Genomic DNA, 19136 nt, shown 5'->3' on the forward strand with positions numbered 1-19136 from the left:
CCTGTTGTCCGGGGTTCCGGCGACCAATTCACAAAGCCTGTTACGTCTCGTCCTTCCCAAGCCCCTCTAGCAGGGGCACAAAACGAACCGACGTCAATTCATCATAGTCCAGACCGGTTTCGGTGCGCGTCACTTTGATCAACTGCTGCACGGCGTCCGACTGACCCACGGGTAAAACCATAATACCCCCGATTTTCAGCTGCGCCAAGAGCGGGCCCGGAGGGTCTTCGGCCGCAGCGGTCACAATGATCCGATCAAACGGCGCCTGTTCCGGCAAACCAAAGGATCCATCCGACAACATGGCAGTGATATTCGTCAGTCCCAGGTCGGCAAACAGCTTACCCGTTTCATTGACCAACCGCCTGTGGCGTTCGACCGTGTAAACCCGGCGCGCCAGCTTGGACAGGATCGCCGCCTGATAGCCTGAACCAGTGCCAATCTCGAGCACTGTGTCCCGTGCACGCACATCCAGCGCCTGCGTCATCAGCCCGACAACCGAAGGCTGGCTGATCGTCTGGCCGCAGGCAATCGGAAGCGGCATGTCCTCATAAGCGCGGTCTGCAAACAGACCGGTGACAAACCGGCCCCGGTCCACCTGCTCCATCGCTGCCAGAACGCGCGCATCGGTCACGCCCCGTTTGCGCAGGGCAAACAGGAACTGCATTACGGTTTCAGGGTCCAGTCCGCTCATTCGACTGCCTTCAATGCCTCCAGCATGTCGTAGGCGGTCAGGTCGGCACGCATTGGCGTGACCGAGATATAGCCTTCCAGATTGACCGCCGCATCGGTGCCCGGGGCGGTTGGGTTGTGCTGATAACCGCCTTTGATCCACAGGAACCGCCGCCCCGAGGGCGAGCTGTGCGGTTCGACCGAGAAATGCGTGTCGCGCCGGAAGCCCTGCGCTGCAACGCGCGTGCCCAGCACCTCATCTGCAGGAACAGGTGGGAAATTCACGTTGTAGAACAAGCGGTAATCGCCCTGCTCGGCCGGATTGGCATCCAGAATACGCCGGACCAGATCAGCGCCAAAGCGGGCAGCGGCCTCAAACGGATCATCCAGCCCAAGATTGCGCGGGCCGAAATACTGCGACAGTGCAATTGCGGGCACACCTTGCAGGGCTGCCTCCATCGCACCACCAATCGTGCCGGAATAAAGCGTGTTCTCAGCCGAGTTGTTCCCCCGGTTTACACCGGATAAAACCAGGTCGGGTCGGCAGTCTGCCATCACATCATGCAGCCCCGCCAAAACGCAATCCGCAGGCGACCCTTCGGCTGCATAGCGCCGCTCGCTCAGCTTGGCGATCATTGTGGGATGGGTGTAGCTGATGCAATGCCCGACCCCGGATTGCTCGAAGGCAGGCGCAACCACCCAAACTTCGCCATCCGGCCCAGCCAGTTCGGCCGCAATCGCCTCAAGCGTGATCAAGCCCGGAGCGTTGATCCCGTCATCATTGGTCAGAAGAATACGCATATGCCCGTTTTACCCCCGCGTTTGGCCCTTGATAGACCCCGGCCTGCGTTGCGGCAAGCGACGCAGGACTGCAATCTGAGGCTTTCGCGCACCACTTGGGTGGAAATCGTCAGGTCAGGTTTTGCTCTCGGGGAATACAAAACACCTGTCCCGGCGAATGGTCAGCCACATGACGCGACCCGGACCCGGCACAAAGACATTTGGAACCGTCGCCTTGAGGATTGAGCCATCATAATCCATGCGAAACTCTACAAGGCTTTCGTTTCCAAGAAAGCGCGCACGCTCGACCACGCCCCGCGCAGCCACACCAGCCGAGGGCGTAGGCGAAGGCCCCTTACCGTTGCGGTCAAAGTCCAGCTTGACGTGCTGCGGGCGGAATACAATTTCGACATCTGTTCCATCCGGGATACCTGGCGCAAGAAACTGACCAAACGGCGTATCAGCCAACGCCCCATTGACTTGCGCCCGCAACACGTTGACATCACTGAAAAAAGCCACGGCAGCTTTATCTGCTGGTCGAGTGTAAACGTTATAGGGCGCGCCTTGCTGCACCACCTTACCACGCCGCATCAGCGCGATCTCATCCGCCATGCGCATCGCCTCTTCCGGCTCGTGCGTGACCAGCAAAACGGCGGCGTCCTCTTCCTTGAGGATGGACAGCGTTTCGTCCCGAATGCCATCACGCAGACGGTTGTCGAGACCAGAAAACGGCTCATCCATCAACATGATCCGAGGGCGCGGTGCCAAGGCGCGGGCCAGCGCCACACGCTGCTGCTCACCCCCAGACAACTGATGCGGAAACCCGTCGATGAAGCGCATCAGATCTACTTTGCGAAGCAGTTCTTCAACCCGGGCGCGTTTTTCATCCTTGCTGCCTTTCAGGCCAAAAGCGACATTGTTGGCCACGCTCAGATGTGGAAACAGCGCGAAATCCTGAAACATCAGGCCAATCTCTCGCCGTTCCGGGGGAACCCGGAAGACAGTGTCGCAAATCAGCTTGCCATCTACGTATATCTCGCCCGAGTCCTGCATCTCGACCCCGGCGATCATGCGCAGCGTCGTGGATTTGCCGCAGCCCGACGGCCCCAACAAACACGTCACCTTGCCCGCCTGAACGGTCAGTGACACGTCATCCACCACAACCCGCCCCTCGAAGCGGCGGATAATGTTGCGAATTTCCAGACGTGGAGGAGTTGCGTTACCTGTCACCGATGGACCCCAATTGCCTTTCCCGATCAATTCCATCGGGCTTAGGCGGGGATAGCAACCCCGCCCCTCAGGCGCAAGGGATCAGCAACAGCCGCCGCCCGAAGATGCGGTTTCACCCACGGCCTCAAACGGGCTTTCACCGCCGCAGCCTTCGAAGATGCCGTAATGGGTCGAGAAGTCACCGATAAAGTCAAAGTGCCGCGCGAACCGCGTATCCTGCAGCATCATCCATGTGTTGCCGCAGACCGGAAAGACCTTGCCGGTTTCGATGATGTGATGATCATCCAGAACAAACTCATGCGGGGCGTTGGGTACAGTGCCCTTATAGATCACCGCCTGGCCGTAATCTTCGCAAGCCGGTTCCAGCGCGGGCAGTTTGAACAATCGATACGTCGCCGACAGGAACTTAAGCGGTGCCACACGTGCTTCGAGCGCGGGATTTTCGATAGTCAACGGACGGTGCGTTTCGCGTCTTGGATCACCAAAACCGGCCTTACGGGCCATCGACAGGAAATCATTCCAGTACAATGCACCCGACAGGCATTCGCCATACAGCACTTCATCCTCGGCCATCGCCTGCGGGATACGGCGGTCTGCGTAGACGTCCGAGAAATACATCTCGCCGCCTTCTTTCAGCAGCCGATGGGCGCCGCGCAGAACCGCATCTTTGTCAGTGGCCAGGTTGATGACGCAGTTTGACACGATGATGTCGAAGGATCCGGGCTCCAAGTCCAACTCATCCAGCTTTTCGATAAACCCGTGATGGAATTCTACGTTGCTTTTGGCGTGCCCAAAGGCTTGGGCGTGATAGTCCTGATGCGCACGGGCAACATCCAACTGCTCGGGCGTCATGTCGACCCCAACAACCCGGCCCGTTTCGCCCACCATGGCTGACAAAGCATAGACGTCACGCCCCGCGCCACAGCCCAGATCGAGGATCGACATGCCCTCAAGATCCAGAGGCGCGATCAGACCACAGCCGTAGTACCGTGTCAGCACGTCGTCATGGATTTTCGAGAGGATCTTTTTCACATGATCTGGCATGTCATCAGGCGTACAGCACGCATTGGTCTGCAAATCCGCGCTGCTTTGCAGGACTTCACCATAGTAATTCTGCACCGACTCATGCTTCATCGCAGTCTTCCCTTCACACATGGTTGTTTCGCAGGTAATGCAGCGCGCTGCGTCAAGCAATCCAAAGCCCGCGTTTTTTACAAAAGCGTGAACTTTTTATCTGAGCCTAGCCCAGCAGCTCGAAATCGACACCCGCGCGAACCTTGCCGTTCACCTGCACCTCAAGACGATGCGCACCGGGCACCAGTTTGAACGTTGTGGCGTCGCCCTTCAGCTTATGACGTTTGCTCAGGTGCAAGCGACCATTCTTCAGCGCCGCCTGCTTGAGCTTGTGCACCTTAGCTGAGGTTTTCCCGCCAGGGCGTTGGAAATGAACGATATAATCCACCAGAACCGGCTGTTCGCCTGCACCGGTTAGGGCAACTGAAAACTCAAGCGCGTCGCCAATCCGGGCTTCAGAAACCACATTAATTGACGCAGCTATTTCAGCATCCGGATCAAACCCCAGCACCTTCATCGCCTCAGGGTGTCCCGCTTTCACCAGCCCGCGCAATGTGTGCGACGTCATCCAATCCAACTCGGCCGTGTTTTGTTGCCCAGCAACGCGCCACTTTTTCAAGCGTTCCAATACCAGTTCGGGGTTCTTCTTGGTGATGTCGTTCAGATGGTTGGCCACAGACCGGGTGACATAGCGTGTGCCGTCCCCGTGCAGCTGGTCCAGCAGCGGTAGCGGATCGGTCAATTCCAGATCAATCCCCTGTCCCCATGGTAACCGGGGGCGTGTGCCCTCGCTAACCAACCGGCGCACGTGATAACTGTCATGGCTGCACCACTGTTGCATCCGCTTTATCACAGCATCAGGGGCTTGGTTCAGAAACGGGCGAATGGCCCACTCCATGGAAAACCGCTGTGTTATCTCCTCCAACACATCCAACGCCAGTTCCACATGATCCTGCCCGATCGCCGCCACCCATTCGCCCAAGGGGGCAAAGATGAAGTCTCCGAAATCGTCATCTGTTTTCGTGGGGTCCAAAGGCGGCGGCAAAGCGCGCAGGATAACGGGGGCTACCGTTGGCAGATCCCCCGGCACGGCCTGTTGAAGACAGTCTGAAATCCAGGCCATTCTCTCTTTCAGTTCCAGTTCCAGCAGACGCGACATGACCTGCGCATGAAACGCCTCGGCATCAAAAGACGCATCAGCTGCGTCAAACAAACCCGCGAGATAGCGGGTTTTTTCCGCATTGAACAACTGGTCTTTTAAAGAGAAATTCTGAGCCATATTTACATCGTCATGTTTCCGGCGCCACCGTCCAGCAGAATGTTCTGCCCGACTATGAAACCTGCCTGTTGCGAACAAAGAAACGCACAAGCTGCACCGAATTCCTGCCGCGTGCCGTAGCGGCGTGCAGGGATCGTGGCTGCTCGGTTTGCACGTGCCTCATCCATCGAAATGCCTTGTTGCGATGCGACACCGCTGTCCAGTGAATTCGCCCGGTCGGTGGCATGAATTCCCGGCAGCAGGTTGTTGATATTGACCCCAAAGGGCGCAACCTGACGCGACGTGCCGGCCACATATCCGGTCAGACCCGTGCGCGCCGCGTTCGACAACCCCAAGGCCGGGATCGGAGCACGCACAGATTGCGACGTGATGTTGACGACACGGCCCCATCCTTTGTCGATCATTCCGGGCAACAGTGCTTTCATAAACGCAATCGGCGTCAGCATGTTGGCATCCAACGCCTTAATGAAGTCGTCACGATCCCAATCCGACCACAATCCCGGAGGGGGACCACCTGCATTTGTCACAAGAATATCAACGCCCTGCGCCGCATCAATCACGGCCTCTTGCCCTTCGGCTGTGGTGACATCACAGGCAACGGTGTTCACCTTGACGCCGTAGTCATTTTGAAGACGCGCAGCCTCAGCCTCCAAAGCGTCAGAACCTCGCGCGTTCATCACCAGATCAACGCCTGCTTCGGCCAACGCCTCGGCGCAGCCCAATCCCAACCCTTTGCTACTGGCACACACCAGCGCACGTTTTCCCTGAATACCCAGATCCATTCTGATCCCCTTTGCCTGTCTTCGTGCGCATGTCTAGCACTGGCCAGACAAAGAAGACCAGAAACGGTTCGTTCATCAATAAAAGAACTCTTCCCGCACGATTTTGCCGTCGGCCACGTGGTAGACGCCCACTTCGCGCATATCGAAGGATTCACCAGTTTCCTTCACAGTGCCCTGCACTTCGAAAATCACGGCAAAACGGTCGTCACCATGGGGAAACGGGTCACTGACGGAAGCCCCCGAGACTTCATGGGCACTTTCCCACCACTCATGCTTGCCACGTATGGCTTCCACGCCGTGGGTTTCGCGCCCCATGCCTTGAAAGTCCTGCCCTTCGACCGAAACAGCATCGGGAGCATATAGCTTAGACAGGTTTTCCTTGGCACGGTCCTCACGGCATCCGGCGACCAGTTCATCTGCAATCTCTTTCAAATTCATTGTTCCTCTCCATTATTTGTTCACTATATGTTCTTATTGCCACAGGCACATGATTCGAACCACCCCCTTTGTCTTGCTTCGGCGGGTTTCCCCGCATATACGCGCGCTCATGCTTGATACCTCGAACCAACCAACCCTGCCGCCCGAGATCGCCCGTCGCCGGACATTCGCCATCATCTCGCACCCGGATGCGGGCAAGACCACGTTGACGGAAAAGTTCCTGTTGTATGGGGGCGCGATCCAAATGGCCGGTCAGGTGCGCGCCAAGGGCGAGGCACGGCGGACGCGGTCGGACTTTATGCAGATGGAAAAGGATCGGGGCATCTCGGTTTCCGCATCGGCCATGTCGTTCGACTATGACAATTTCCGCTTCAATCTGGTGGATACGCCCGGCCACTCGGACTTTTCAGAGGATACTTATCGCACGCTGACTGCGGTGGACGCGGCCGTCATGGTGATCGATGGTGCGAAGGGTGTGGAAAGCCAGACGCAGAAACTGTTCGAGGTCTGCCGCCTGCGCGATCTGCCGATCCTGACCTTCTGTAACAAGATGGACCGCGAAAGCCGCGATACGTTCGAGATTATCGACGAAATTCAGGAAATGCTGGCCATCGACGTTACGCCAGCGGCCTGGCCGATTGGCGTGGGCCGTGACTTCATCGGCTGTTACGACATGCTGCGTGACCGGCTGGAACTGATGGACCGCGCTGACCGCAACAAGGTGGCGGAAAGCATCGAAATCAACGGGTTGGACGACCCAAAATTGGCCGAACATGTGCCCGAGCATCTTCTGGAAAAGCTGCTGGAAGAGGTCGAGATGGCGCGCGAACTGCTGCCAGCACTTGACCCGCAGGCGGTTTTGGAAGGCCACATGACCCCGATCTGGTTTGGTTCGGCGATCAACTCGTTTGGCGTCAAAGAGCTGATGGAAGGTATCGGTGCTTATGGCCCACAGCCGCAGGTTCAATCGGCGGAACCGCGTCAGATTGCGCCCGACGAAAAGAAAGTCGCAGGCTTTGTCTTCAAGGTGCAGGCCAATATGGACCCAAAGCACCGCGACAGGGTGGCCTTTGTGCGCATGGCGTCAGGCCATTTCAAACGCGGCATGAAGCTGACGCATGTGCGGTCCAAAAAGCCCATGGCGATCTCGAATCCGGTGCTGTTCCTTGCATCCGACCGAGAACTGGCCGAAGAGGCTTGGGCTGGGGACATCATCGGCATCCCGAACCACGGCCAACTGCGCATCGGCGATACGCTGACCGAGGGCGAGGCGCTGCGCGTGACCGGCATTCCTTCGTTTGCGCCGGAACTGCTGCAAGGTGTTCGTGCGGGCGATCCGATGAAAGCCAAGCATCTGGAAAAAGCCCTGATGCAATTCGCCGAAGAAGGCGCGGCCAAAGTGTTCAAACCCTCAATCGGGTCGGGCTTTATCGTCGGCGTTGTCGGCGCGCTGCAATTCGAAGTGCTCGCCAGCCGGATCGAGATGGAATACGGGCTGCCCGTGCGGTTCGAGGCGTCGCAATTCACCTCGGCCCGATGGGTCAGCGGTGACAAGGCCGAGGTCGAGAAGTTCGTCAACGCAAACAAGCAGCACATCGCCCATGATCATGACGGTGACATCGTCTATCTGACGCGCCTGCAATGGGACATCGACCGGGTCGTGCGCGACTATCCGGCGCTAAACCTGACCGCGACAAAAGAGATGATGGTGTGATCCAACTGGCTGATTGCGCAGCCGAACCCGGCTGTGCAATCCTGCGCACATGAGTGACGACGAACTGACCTATCCCGGTGGTCTGCCAGACATGCTGGACAGCTATGAGAACCGGCGCAGTCCGTTTCAGTTCGGCGCCCTCACCCTGCCCGATCCCGACGTTGATCTGGATGATCTAGCCAGACGCACGGTTCCCGACAGCGCCACCGAAGTGCCGGCCGGACGCAGCACCACGTGGGATCGCAAACGCGCCCAAATCGCGCGCGAGTTCGTTGGTCAATCGGAATTGGCCTTTCTGAATGCTCAATTGATTTCGAACCTTAGAAAACGGTCCTTTCCCCGCCACGCGCCAACCCTGTTCTGCCGGTTGTGGGACGAACAGTCCGATCACCTGTTGGTCGCACTCGACCTGCGCTGGCTGGTGTCTTCGGCTCAGACATTTGCGGACCACGGCCAGACGGCGACACAGCGCGAGGTGGGTCACGCGTTGCGGATGCTGTTTGGTCTGATGAAACTCTATGAATTCGAACGCCTGTTCTCGGGCCTGGCCCCGGACACGCCCTTTCGGTTCGAAGACAAAAACCATGTAGATTTGCCCTTTCAGATGAAGGGTTTTTCCTTTGAAAAAGGTGGGTTGGCTGTCAATCTTATCGCCCCGATCTGGACCCGGGCAATGCACGACCCGACCATCGCGCCGTTGGTCGATCATCTGATGACGGAACTTAACAAAGACCCAGGCGGTATCTTTCGCCGCCTGAAACGGATGCGCGATTCCCGCGCGACGCGCGCATGACCACCTGGGGTATCGTCTCGATGGTTCGGGGCTCGACCGAGAACGTACTGCGGTTTGTGGCACATCACCTCGAGCTGGGCGCAGACTTCATGTATATCTACATGGACGAACCCAACCGGCACACCTTTCGAGCGCTCAGGATGCACCCCAAAGTGCGCGTGCGGGTTTGCGACGATGCGTTTTGGGAAAAGCGAGGACGTGCAAGGCCGGAAAAGCATCAGGTCCGTCAGACGGTTCACGCGACATTTGCCTATCGCAACACGCCCCTGGATTGGCTGACGCATATCGATGTAGACGAGTTTCTTTGGTCCCCGACCCCGATCGCCGAAGTGCTGGGCAACGTGCCGCCCAACCTCAACGCCGCACGCGTCCGCCCTATAGAAGCCCTGGCTGGCGGTGACGATCTGTACAAGGCACACATCCCCCAGGGCCCCAACCGCGAGGCTCTGGTCGAAGCCATCTATCCAACCTATGGAGCATTTGTTCTGGGCGGTTTTCTCAGCCATGTGCAAGGCAAGCTGTTCGTTCGCACCGGCCTGAAATACCTGAACTTCCGCATCCACAACCTGTTTCAGAACAAAAAGCTGCTGCCTTGCAAATACGAGCTGCCCGAGGTCGAGCTGTGCCACCGTCACGCCCCTGATTGGGATCACTGGATCGGGCATTACCAATTTCGCATGGATCGCGGCTCTTATCAGGCAGGCATGGCCCCCAATGTCCCGCGCGAGCAAGGCGGGCTGAACAAGAACGAACTGCTCAACTGGATTGAGGACGAACAGGGCATGGAAGGGCTGCGCGCGTTTTTCGATGAAATGAGCGGCGCAGACCCCGAAGTGTGCGCTCGACTGGACCGGCACGGCCTGTTGCGGCACCGCCCCCTGGATTTGGATGAAAAAATGGCGAAACACTTCCCCGGAAGCTGCTGAATTGTTGCGGAAAATCTTGCGAACGGTCTGCGTGCCCCGCATTAAGCCGACTTCATTTGACCCTGACCTACGTTTTTGTTATGTCCGCCCCCAAGCCGAACAGGCGCATTGCGCGCATGGCCATCCGGGCCCGGCACATCTTTGACGCGCGGGCCAGGTCAAGTGTCCGCAAAAACCGGACTTACATGACAAAGTTTAACGAACTGAACCTGAACCCAAAGGTCCTCAAAGCCATTGAGGAAGCCGGATACGAAACCCCCACTCCGATCCAGGAAGGTGCGATTCCGCCCGCTCTGGAAGGTCGCGATGTTCTGGGGATTGCGCAGACTGGCACTGGCAAAACCGCCAGCTTCACCTTGCCGATGATTACCCTGCTGGCCCGTGGCCGCGCCCGTGCACGCATGCCGCGTTCGCTGGTTCTGTGCCCGACACGGGAACTCGCCGCGCAGGTGGCAGAGAATTTCGACACCTACACAAAGCACCTGAAACTGACCAAAGCGCTGTTGATCGGCGGCGTCAGCTTCAAGGAGCAAGAGGCTCTGATCGACCGGGGCGTTGACGTTCTGATCGCCACGCCGGGTCGCCTGCTGGACCATTTCGAACGCGGCAAGCTTTTGCTGACCGGTGTTCAGATCATGGTGGTGGACGAAGCCGACCGGATGCTGGACATGGGCTTTATCCCCGATATCGAACGCATCTTCTCGCTGACGCCGTTCACGCGCCAAACCCTGTTCTTCTCGGCCACCATGGCCTCTGAGATCGAACGCATCACCGACACCTTCCTATCCGCCCCTGCCCGGATTGAGGTTGCCCGTCAGGCCACCGCATCCGAGACCATCGAACAGTGCGTCGTCATGTTCAAAGGCGGTCGCCGCGATCGTGAGGCCAGCAACAAACGCAAAGTTCTGCGTGCGTTGATCGATGCCGAGGGCGACAAGTGCACCAACGCGATCATCTTCTGCAACCGTAAGACAGATGTGGATATCTGCGCGAAATCGCTGAAGAAATACGGCTATAACGCTGCCGCGATCCATGGTGATCTGGACCAGTCGCAGCGCATGAAAACGCTGGACGGGTTCCGCGATGGATCCTTGCGCCTGTTGGTGGCCTCGGACGTCGCCGCGCGGGGTTTGGATATTCCTTCGGTCAGTCACGTGTTCAACTTCGACGTGCCCGGCCATGCCGAGGACTACGTCCACCGCATCGGCCGCACCGGTCGCGCCGGGCGCGAAGGCAAGGCCATCACGATTTGCTCGGGCCGTGATGAGAAAGCTTTGGATGCAATCGAAAAGCTGATCCAGAAAGACATCCCGCGCATCGACAACCCGGTCAAGGAAGAGGCCAAGCCCGAAAAGCCCAAATCTGAGAAACCGAAGCCCGAGAAAAGGGCCAAAGACCAGGAAGGCGCTAAGGACACCCGGAAAGAGCGCGAACCGAAAGGGCGCGGTCGAGGCCGCAAGGCTGATAACGGTCCGGTTGTTGTGGGGATGGGTGATCATCTGCCCAGCTTTATCGCTCTTAGCTTTGATGAGCGTCGTGCTGGCTAAATTGCCAGCACCAGAGCCAGTATCGAAAGCCCCAGTAAAGTCATTCCGGCGATCTCTCGCCGGGTGATCGTTTCACGGAAGAACAATGTCGAGGCCATCAAGCTGAGGAGCAATTCGACCTGCCCCAAAGCTTTGACATATGCCGCATTCTGCAAAGTGAACGCCCAGAACCAGCAAAACGACCCGCCCAGACTGGTCAGCCCGACAAAGATACCGGTGGACCGCGTTTGCCAGACTGCAATCAACTCGGACCGGTCCCGACACAACAGCCATAGCCCCATGCTGAGAAATTGAAACGTTACTACGGCGGCCAAAGTGACCAAGGCCCGAAACCACGCATCGACCTCACCCAGCTGCAACGAAGCACCGCGATAGCTGACAGCGGAAAACGCAAACAACACACCCGAACCAAGCCCCAGTTGAGAGGCGCGGTTGGTCAGATGCCGCCACCAAGCCCCATCACCTCCGGGTGTTTTCGACAGCAGCAAAACTGCGGCAAGCCCCAACAGAATGGCCACAAGCGCACCCGCTGACACGCGATCCCCCAGAACCAGAAAGCCGACAATCGCTGTTTGTATCACCTCGGTTTTCTTAAAGGTGATCCCCACCGCAAAGTTGCGCTGCTTGAACAGGGCAACAACACAAATCGTCGCCAGTATTTGCGCCGTCCCGCCGATCACCGCGTATAGCCAGAACAAAGGGCTGAGCGTTGGCAGGCTTGCCCCCGTTACCTGCAAAGCGACCAGCAACCCTGCAGCAGCCAACGGCATGGAATAAGCAAAGCGCGCAAACGTTGCGCCAGCCGCAGACAGTTTCACACTGCTCAGCGACTTTTGCAGCATGAAACGTACCGTCTGAAAACTGGCGGCAGCGATGGTGACAGGGATCCAGAGACTCATGCCACCCGTTGTGTCGTCAAATCAGGACTTTGGCCAGAGCGGATGCGGCACAGGGTCTTTCGCGCGAAGCAGATACTGTCGGAAAATCTGCGCGTAAGACCGGTACACGTAAGCCTCATTGCAGGCCAGATACCTATCCTTGCCGTCTTCATACAGTTGCGGCAACTGGTACCACGGGGCGTTGGGGTTCATGTGATGAACCACGTGCAGGTTGTTGTTCAGAAACAGAAAAGCCAGCGGGCCCCGGTCTTCGATAATAACCGTACGCGCACGGGATTTTTCATGCGCACGGTGCTCAAGGAAGGTCCGTATTTTTAGCAGCCCCAGCCCGAAATAGGCAGAAATCAAATAGGCCCAAACCGGCATGGCCGACTGGGCAACAACCCACAGTACCACCGCCACACCCGGCAGGTGCAAAGCCCAAGCCAGCAGGATATCCTTGTCCCAATGCCGCGCGCCTCGCCATTCGTCGCGCAGAAACAAAACCTGACCGATGGCTGGGCCCAAGACCATGCGCCCAAGCAGCGTGTTGTTGATCGCCAGCAGCCTTTGTAAGCCGCGCGGAAGAGTCGACCAGATCTTGGGATCCAAATAGTTCGATTCCGGGTCGTCATATGGATCGGTCAACGCTGCATCCTGATGATGCGCCAGGTGCAAATCCCGAAAGCGGTTGTACGGGATGAACAGCGTCAGCGGCAGCGCCATCAGCGCCTCGTTTACCCATTTTGTGCGGAAAGGATGCCCGTGCAGGGCCTCATGTGTCAGCGACGAATGCAGCGCCGCAACAACAGCAAGGGCTGGAACGGCCAGCCAAACTGACAGGCTTGCCAACCAAAACAGACCTGCAAGCCACGCCCCATAGCAGGCAATGATCAGGAACAATGTGCCCCATTCAGGCGATTGGGAAGTGGGTCGCTCAGCCATTGCGCCCCCACGAGATACCTGCCCAAACCCGCTCGTAAATCACATACATGGTCAGGCCAATGGCGGTGTTCACCAGCGCCACAACCCCGCCCACAGTGGCCGAGCCTGTGGCAATCAGCCCCACAACAGTCATGGTGACTAGCCCCATGACATTCCAAACGATTGCTTTCACGACAGATCTTCGCCGCGTTTCCATTCCGACCCTCAGTCTTTTTGCTTTTTTCAAAGGGTTACAGGGCGATGGTCATGGTGGGAATTCTGAATATGATTAACAAAATTCAACATCTATGATATTTATCAATATATGCAGGAAAAAATCGACAAAAGAGATCGCGCCGCTCAGTTCCGTCAACGTCTGGCTCAGGCGATGGAGCAGCGAGACATCAGTCAAAGCGCGCTGGCACGGCACATAAGTGTTGATCGTTCGACCGTATCGCAGCTTTTGACCGGGCATGGTGCGCGTCTGCCCAACGCGCATGTGGTCGGAGGATGCGCGGCCGCACTTGGTGTTTCAGCCGATTGGTTGCTGAGCCTCTCCGACAGGCCCGAAAGCGCGGCCGAGCTTCTGGCCAGCTCTCTGAGTTTCACCGAAGCCCCCCGCGCGCTGGTCGATGAACGGATCTTCGAGTGGCACAAGGAGGCCGCTGGCTACAAGGTTCGCTATGTCCCGGCGACCCTGCCCGACATGCTCAAGACCCGTGCTGTGCTGGAATGGGAATATGCCCCGCATCTGGGGCGCACGGCAGATCAGGCCATCGGCGCGTCTGAGGACAGGTTGGCCTGGATGCGCAGCGCACAATCGGATTATGAAATCGCCATGCCGCTGTTCGAAATCGAGAGCTTTGCAAGCGCCACAGGGTATTACAGCGGCCTTAGCGCGCAGGTGCGGCTGGAACAGATCGACCACCTTCTGACACTTTGCGATCAGCTTTACCCCAGAATGCGGATCTATCTATTTGATGCCAAACGCCTCTATTCCGCGCCGGTGACGATTTTCGGCCCCCTGCTTTGCGTGTTCTACGCTGGCAGTCACTATATGGCGTTCCGCGACCGGGACCGAATCGAAACCTTTACACGTCACTTCGACACGCTGGTGCGCGAAGCTGATGTGACTGCCCGAAACTTTCCCAACCACCTGCGGCAGCTCAGATCCAGAATTTCTGAAACCACATGATGCGGGCAGACCAATCCTGTGCTATGGTCCGTTGGCGCGAACCTTCGGGCATTCCGACCACAGACGGAGGACCACAGGAATGGACGCATTACAAACCGCTCAATACGCACGTGCCCTTTACGCCGCTCACGGAGACCGGGCCGAGGCCGAAGCTGCGCAGAAAATGCGCGAATGCGAGGCTGCCGGAAACCAGCAGGAAGCACAGGACTGGCAGGCGGTCCGTCAGACCATCCGCCAGATCCGTGGGCCAAATCAGGGCTAGATCACAGTTTTGGGTCAGGATTAACCGTGTGACCATCCACCGCGATGACCTGACCCGACACCAGCCGCGCCGCATCTGACGCAAGGAAGACGGCCATATTGGCTATGTCCTGCGCTTCGACAAAGCGCCCCATGGACGTGCCTGAGGCATAGCCTTGGTACACCGCATCGCGGCTCATGCCTTTGGCTTCTGCCTCACGGGCCAGAACACCTTCCATGCGCGGGCCTTCAACTGCGCCTGGGCAGATTGCGTTTGCGCGTATCCCATGCGGGCCCAGTTCCATCGCAAGTGTTTTCATCAATCCAATGACCGCCCATTTTGCCGAGGCATACGGCGCACGAAACGGATAGCCGTACTGACCTGCCGTCGACGAAGTCAGGATGATGCTGCCCGCCCGCGCTGACTTCATCAACGGGGCGGCATATTTGGCAGCCAGAAACGCACCGTCCAGATTAACCGCGACGCAGACCCGCCAAGCGTTCAAATCGATGTCTTCGATGGCATCCGTTGGCCCTGCTATTCCGGCATTGGCACATAACGCATCCAAACCCCCCGCCTGCGAAACAGCGTCAAAAACGCCGCGCATGTCGGCCTCATCCACAACATCCGCGCGATGTGCCGTCCAATGATCCGGAACAGAATTTGATGCCACCGGATCGATATCCGTGACCCAGACATCATATCCAGCCGCATCAAACGCTTCGGCCATGGCGCGACCGACACCAGACGCGCCAGCGGTCACAAGCACCCTTCGTCTCATGAGGGCTTCCGAATAGCGGCCCCCGCACCTTCGGGGTAGGGCAACGCGGACTGAGCTTCGGCAATACGAGCCATCGCCGCTTCGATTTCAGGGGAAGGAGGGCTGGGTCGGCGCGTCTCGAGACTGACATGCAGCAAAAAGCTTTCGCCTGTGGCCAGCAGCTTGTCGCCTTCATACATGCTGTGGAACACGTGCAGCTTCTTACCCTGCCCCAGCAGCATCTGCGTGCGCACCTCGATCTTTGCACCCGCGTTGACCTCATCGATGTAACGAATGTGGTTTTCGACGGTGAAGTAACTGCCGCCCGACGAGATGTACTCCATGTCGCAACCGATGATCTCCATGAAGCGGTCCGTGGCGGCGGCAAAGGCCTCCAGATACTTCGCCTCATTCATGTGGCCATTATAGTCCGTCCAATCCAGCGGGACGGCGCGCGACAGGGTCAGGATCGGCTGGCTCAGGTCCGCCTGATCCAATGTCGGCAAGGCACCCGGTTTTAACAGCGCATCATGCTGGTTCAGAGCCGCGCCTGCCCCATAATTCTGCGCCTTGAGGGCCCGCATCATACCCACAAGGTTGTTGTCGCGAATGCGCTCCAGTTCGCGGATCGAGTGCATCCCAGATTGTGCGTCGGACTGATCGGCGATCATATCGACCAGCTCATCGGTGAATTCGGGCACATCCATCAGCTTGGTCCAAGGCCATTTCAAAGCCGGACCAAATTGCGCCATGAAATGACGCATCCCGGCCTCGCCCCCGGCCACGCGGTAGGTCTCGAACAGGCCCATCTGCGCCCAACGGATGCCAAAGCCCATCCGGATCGCCTCATCGATTTCTTCGGTCGTTGCAATGCCGTCCTTGACCAGCCACAGAGCCTCTCGCCACACCGCTTCAAGGAACCGGTCCGCGATATGCGCGTCAATTTCCTTCTTGATGCGCAGCGGGAAAAACCCGACCGATTTCAGCAACTCCTGCGCGCGCGCGACCATTTCGGGCGGGTTACTGTCGGTGGGCACCAGCTCGATCAGCGGCAGCAGATAAACAGGGTTGAACGGATGCGTGACGACGATCTGTTCGGGGCGCAGCGCGCCCTCTTGCAATTCCGAAGGCTTGAAGCCGCTGGTCGACGACCCGATGATCGCGCCCGGATCGCAAGCCTCTTGCAAGCCTTTATACACCTTCAGCTTCAGATCCAGCCGCTCCGGTACGCTTTCCTGAATCCAAGTCGCGCCTTCTACGGCGTCGGCCATTTCATCGTGAAAGCTCAGAATCCCTTCGGGCGGCAATGGCACATCGCTCAGGCCCGGCAGTGATCGCCGCGCATTATCCAGAACCTCACCAATCTTGCGTTCCGCTTCCGGGTCCGGGTCGAACACCCGCACGTTCCAACCATTCAACAGGAACCGCGCGGCCCAACCGCCGCCTATGACCCCGCCGCCGATGATTGCTGCTGTTTTTGTCATATCGTCCTCTAATCGATACATATCACTTGCACCTGCCCCGTCTCATCCAGATGCGAAATGCATCCGAATTTCGGCGTAACGGCACTGCATTGTTTGGTGTCCGACAGGCAGAACCCTGCACAATCAGATGCTTTTTCACAGGACGCTCCGGCGTCGGACAAAGGTTCAAAGCAGATAAACTGCTGGAGTCGGCCACCCACCTCATAGCGTCCCCCCTTGGCTTCGCACGCCTGACGGGCTGAGGCGTCCTCTGTTGGTTGCGCAACCCCTTCTCGGGGCAGGCATACCGCTATGATGGCCGCGCAAGTTAAAAAAACCGCTCGCATGGTGATCATCCTTCTGCTGACGCCCTGAGCTTTTCGTTTTCGCCACCGGGTGCTATCAGATCAGCTCTTTGGCGCCCGCTTCACCAGCCCCAACTTCTCGCGCACTTCTTGCGGCCCGATGACCCGTGCGCCCATATTCTCGATGATGGTCCCGGCCCGTTCGACCAGTTGCCAGTTCTCGGCCAGCACGCCCTTGTCCAGCCACAGGTTATCCTCAAGACCCACGCGCACGTTGCCGCCCGCCAGCACCGTAGCGGCGACATAAGCCATCTGGTTACGCCCCAGCGAAAATGCGCTGAAGGTCCAATCATCAGGGACATTGTTCACCATCGCCATGAAGGTATTCAGATCGTCCGGCGCACCCCACGGCACACCCATACACAGTTGAACCAAGGCGTTGGGCTCCAGAATCCCCTCTTTCACCAACTGCTTGGCAAACCACAGGTGGCCGGTGTCAAAGGCTTCGATCTCGGGCTTTACCCCCATATCCGTCATCATCTGTCCCATACCGCGCAGCGCACCGGGCGTGTTGGTCATGACGTAATCGGCCTCGGCAAAGTTCATGGTGCCACAGTCCAATGTGCAGATTTCGGGCAGACATTCGGCAATATGCGCCACGCGCTCCGACGCACCGATCATGTCCGTGCCGGCCTCATTCACAGGAAACGGGCTTTCAACGCCCCCAAACACGATGTCCCCACCCATACCCGCGGTCAGGTTCAGAACAACGTCCACGTCGGCGTCGCGAATCCGGTCTGTCACTTCACGATACAGGTCCAGCCGACGGCTTGGCGCACCGGTTTCGGGGTCACGCACATGGCAATGCACAACTGCAGCTCCAGCCTTGGCGGCAGCAATCGCGCTGTCGGCAATCTGCTGCGGCGAGCGCGGTACATGAGGGCTGCGATCCTGCGTTCCACCCGAGCCGGTCACGGCGCAGGTGATAAAGACATCACGGTTCATTTCCAGAGGCATGGCGTTTTCCCCAAGTTATACCCGGTTTTGACCTGAGTTTTCCCCAGGCTTCTCCCCGGATTCCGATTTGCGTTCTGACCCGACTCTGGCGCAGCCTTGGGAAAACAACTTGCCAGAATGCGAATCGAACTTGATGCAATCCGCAAAAAACATACTGCAACCCGAACATCGCGCCCTGAAAACGGCGGTGCTGGTGCTTGATGACTGCAACACGCTCAGCTTCGCCTCGGCCGTCGACCCGATGCGCGCGGCCAACCGTCTGGCCGACCGCCCGGCTTTTGACTGGGACTATGTGACAGCCACACCCGAACCGGCAATGCTGACCAGCGCCCTGCAAGTGCCCGGCATCCCGCTGGCACGTCTGCAAGGCTGTGACCTGATGATCGTTGTGGCCGGGTTCCAACTGGCCCGTCACGCCACCCCCAGCCTGCTCGCGGGTCTGCGCCGGATTGCAGGTACTGGCGCAACCATGGCAGGCATCGACGGCGGCCCCTGGCTGCTGGCCGAGGCCGGGCTGCTCGACGGCCACGCCGCCACCACCCATTGGGAAGACTTGGAAAACTTCGCCGCGCGCTTCCCCGAGGTCGATGTACGCCCAGACCGCTACACCGTCTCGGACACTAGGCTGACGTCAGGAGGCGCGATCCCAGCGGTTGAGATGATGCTGCACATCATCGCCGCCCGCCATGGCGCGGGTTTCGCGGCGCGCGTTTCGGGCTTGTTCCTCTACGAAGGCGCTCCAGACCCTGCCAAACCGCAAAGTCGCACTGGCGCACCACACCGCCACACAGCTTTGACCGCCAAGGCCAATTCACTGATGCAGGACTCTTTGGATGACCCCCTGCCGCTTGCCTATATCGCAGACCGACTGGGCACCAGCCCGCGTACGTTGCAACAACAGTTCCGTCTGCGCCTGAACACCACGCCGCAGGACCATTATCTGCAACTGCGCCTGGCCGAGGCCCGCCGACTTGTTACCGACACCGACATGCCGCTGATGGACGTGGCGCTGGCCACGGGATTTGCCTCACAATCCAGCTTTGCCCGTGCCTTTCGCACTGCGCACGGCCAGTCCGCCCGCGACCTCAGGCAAGAGCGCGCGCACCCCACCCATCACTGAC

At 58.5% G+C, this 19136-nt stretch carries 20 protein-coding genes; 7 read left to right on the top strand and 13 right to left on the bottom strand.

The window, feature by feature from the left end; genetic code table 11:
• Positions 1–40: 40 nt before the first annotated feature.
• The 7 genes from GS636_RS02780 to GS636_RS02810 form a co-directional block, all read right to left on the bottom strand.
• On the bottom strand, positions 41–691 hold the full coding sequence (locus tag GS636_RS02780; RefSeq protein ID WP_171090421.1) for a protein-L-isoaspartate(D-aspartate) O-methyltransferase: 651 nt from the start codon (positions 689–691) through the stop codon (positions 41–43).
• On the bottom strand, positions 688–1470 hold the full coding sequence (gene surE, locus GS636_RS02785; protein ID WP_171090423.1) for a 5'/3'-nucleotidase SurE: 783 nt from the start codon (positions 1468–1470) through the stop codon (positions 688–690). The genes GS636_RS02780 and surE overlap by 4 nt, the downstream gene beginning before the upstream one ends.
• A 114-nt stretch (positions 1471–1584) precedes the next feature.
• A complete protein-coding gene (locus GS636_RS02790) occupies positions 1585–2715 on the bottom strand; it encodes an ABC transporter ATP-binding protein (RefSeq protein ID WP_171090425.1) in 1131 nt (376 codons plus the stop codon).
• Positions 2716–2760: 45 nt separating this feature from the next.
• Positions 2761–3813 (bottom strand): methyltransferase domain-containing protein, encoded by a 1053-nt coding sequence (locus tag GS636_RS02795; RefSeq protein WP_171668372.1) that lies wholly within the window; start codon positions 3811–3813, stop codon positions 2761–2763.
• Positions 3814–3919: 106 nt separating this feature from the next.
• Positions 3920–5032: a hypothetical protein gene (locus GS636_RS02800; protein WP_171668373.1), complete on the bottom strand. Its 1113-nt coding sequence runs from the start codon at positions 5030–5032 to the stop codon at positions 3920–3922.
• A gap of 2 nt (positions 5033–5034) precedes the next feature.
• A complete protein-coding gene (locus GS636_RS02805; RefSeq protein WP_171668374.1) occupies positions 5035–5814 on the bottom strand; it encodes an SDR family oxidoreductase in 780 nt (259 codons plus the stop codon).
• A gap of 75 nt (positions 5815–5889) precedes the next feature.
• Positions 5890–6252, bottom strand: a complete 363-nt coding sequence (locus tag GS636_RS02810) for a nuclear transport factor 2 family protein (RefSeq protein ID WP_171668375.1) — start codon at positions 6250–6252, stop codon at positions 5890–5892.
• Between the two features lie 109 nt (positions 6253–6361).
• On the opposite strand from GS636_RS02810, the gene GS636_RS02815 reads away from it, so the two are divergent.
• The 4 genes from GS636_RS02815 (at position 6362) to GS636_RS02830 (ending at position 11232) form a co-directional block, all read left to right on the top strand.
• Positions 6362–7966 (top strand): peptide chain release factor 3, encoded by a 1605-nt coding sequence (locus GS636_RS02815; RefSeq protein ID WP_171237704.1) that lies wholly within the window; start codon positions 6362–6364, stop codon positions 7964–7966.
• A gap of 49 nt (positions 7967–8015) precedes the next feature.
• Positions 8016–8759: a hypothetical protein gene (locus GS636_RS02820; protein WP_171668376.1), complete on the top strand. Its 744-nt coding sequence runs from the start codon at positions 8016–8018 to the stop codon at positions 8757–8759.
• A complete protein-coding gene (locus GS636_RS02825; protein ID WP_253762621.1) occupies positions 8756–9685 on the top strand; it encodes a glycosyltransferase family 2 protein in 930 nt (309 codons plus the stop codon). The genes GS636_RS02820 and GS636_RS02825 overlap by 4 nt, the downstream gene beginning before the upstream one ends.
• 185 nt (positions 9686–9870) lie before the next feature.
• Positions 9871–11232 carry a DEAD/DEAH box helicase gene (locus GS636_RS02830; protein WP_171668377.1) on the top strand — a complete coding sequence of 454 codons (1362 nt, stop codon included), beginning with the start codon at positions 9871–9873 and terminating at the stop codon, positions 11230–11232.
• On the opposite strand, the gene GS636_RS02835 is transcribed toward GS636_RS02830, so the two are convergent.
• Genes GS636_RS02835 through GS636_RS02845 form a run of 3 tightly spaced genes read right to left on the bottom strand, consistent with a single transcriptional unit; the run spans position 11229 to position 13251 of the window.
• Positions 11229–12131, bottom strand: a complete 903-nt coding sequence (locus GS636_RS02835) for an EamA family transporter (protein WP_171668378.1) — start codon at positions 12129–12131, stop codon at positions 11229–11231. The two genes, GS636_RS02830 and GS636_RS02835, sit on opposite strands and share 4 nt — an antisense overlap.
• 21 nt (positions 12132–12152) lie before the next feature.
• Positions 12153–13055: a fatty acid desaturase gene (locus tag GS636_RS02840; protein WP_171668379.1), complete on the bottom strand. Its 903-nt coding sequence runs from the start codon at positions 13053–13055 to the stop codon at positions 12153–12155.
• Positions 13048–13251: a DUF2061 domain-containing protein gene (locus tag GS636_RS02845; RefSeq protein WP_171090445.1), complete on the bottom strand. Its 204-nt coding sequence runs from the start codon at positions 13249–13251 to the stop codon at positions 13048–13050. Before GS636_RS02845 ends, GS636_RS02840 begins: the two co-directional genes overlap by 8 nt.
• 108 nt (positions 13252–13359) lie before the next feature.
• Here GS636_RS02845 and GS636_RS02850 point away from each other — a divergent pair, with 108 nt between their 5' ends.
• Positions 13360–14229 (top strand): helix-turn-helix domain-containing protein, encoded by an 870-nt coding sequence (locus GS636_RS02850; RefSeq protein ID WP_171183508.1) that lies wholly within the window; start codon positions 13360–13362, stop codon positions 14227–14229.
• A gap of 79 nt (positions 14230–14308) precedes the next feature.
• On the top strand, positions 14309–14491 hold the full coding sequence (locus GS636_RS02855) for a hypothetical protein (RefSeq protein ID WP_171090450.1): 183 nt from the start codon (positions 14309–14311) through the stop codon (positions 14489–14491).
• A 1-nt stretch (position 14492) separates the two neighbouring features.
• Here the strand turns inward: GS636_RS02855 and GS636_RS02860 are convergent, their stop codons facing one another.
• The 3 genes from GS636_RS02860 to GS636_RS02870 all read right to left on the bottom strand — a co-directional run bounded on the left by GS636_RS02860 (position 14493) and on the right by GS636_RS02870 (position 18015).
• The gene (locus tag GS636_RS02860; protein ID WP_171668380.1) at positions 14493–15251 is read right to left on the bottom strand and encodes an SDR family oxidoreductase; all 759 of its coding nucleotides are present in this window, start codon (positions 15249–15251) and stop codon (positions 14493–14495) included.
• On the bottom strand, positions 15248–16714 hold the full coding sequence (locus tag GS636_RS02865) for a carnitine 3-dehydrogenase (protein WP_171668381.1): 1467 nt from the start codon (positions 16712–16714) through the stop codon (positions 15248–15250). The genes GS636_RS02860 and GS636_RS02865 overlap by 4 nt, the downstream gene beginning before the upstream one ends.
• A 386-nt stretch (positions 16715–17100) precedes the next feature.
• Entirely contained in the window at positions 17101–18015 is a 915-nt protein-coding gene (locus GS636_RS02870; RefSeq protein ID WP_171668382.1) for a 3-keto-5-aminohexanoate cleavage protein, read from the bottom strand.
• Between the two features lie 133 nt (positions 18016–18148).
• Here GS636_RS02870 and GS636_RS02875 point away from each other — a divergent pair, with 133 nt between their 5' ends.
• A complete protein-coding gene (locus GS636_RS02875) occupies positions 18149–19135 on the top strand; it encodes a GlxA family transcriptional regulator (RefSeq protein WP_171090459.1) in 987 nt (328 codons plus the stop codon).
• Position 19136: the final 1 nt, after the last annotated feature.

The organism is Ruegeria sp. HKCCD4884 (assembly GCF_013110855.1).
Lineage (GTDB): Bacteria > Pseudomonadota > Alphaproteobacteria > Rhodobacterales > Rhodobacteraceae > Ruegeria.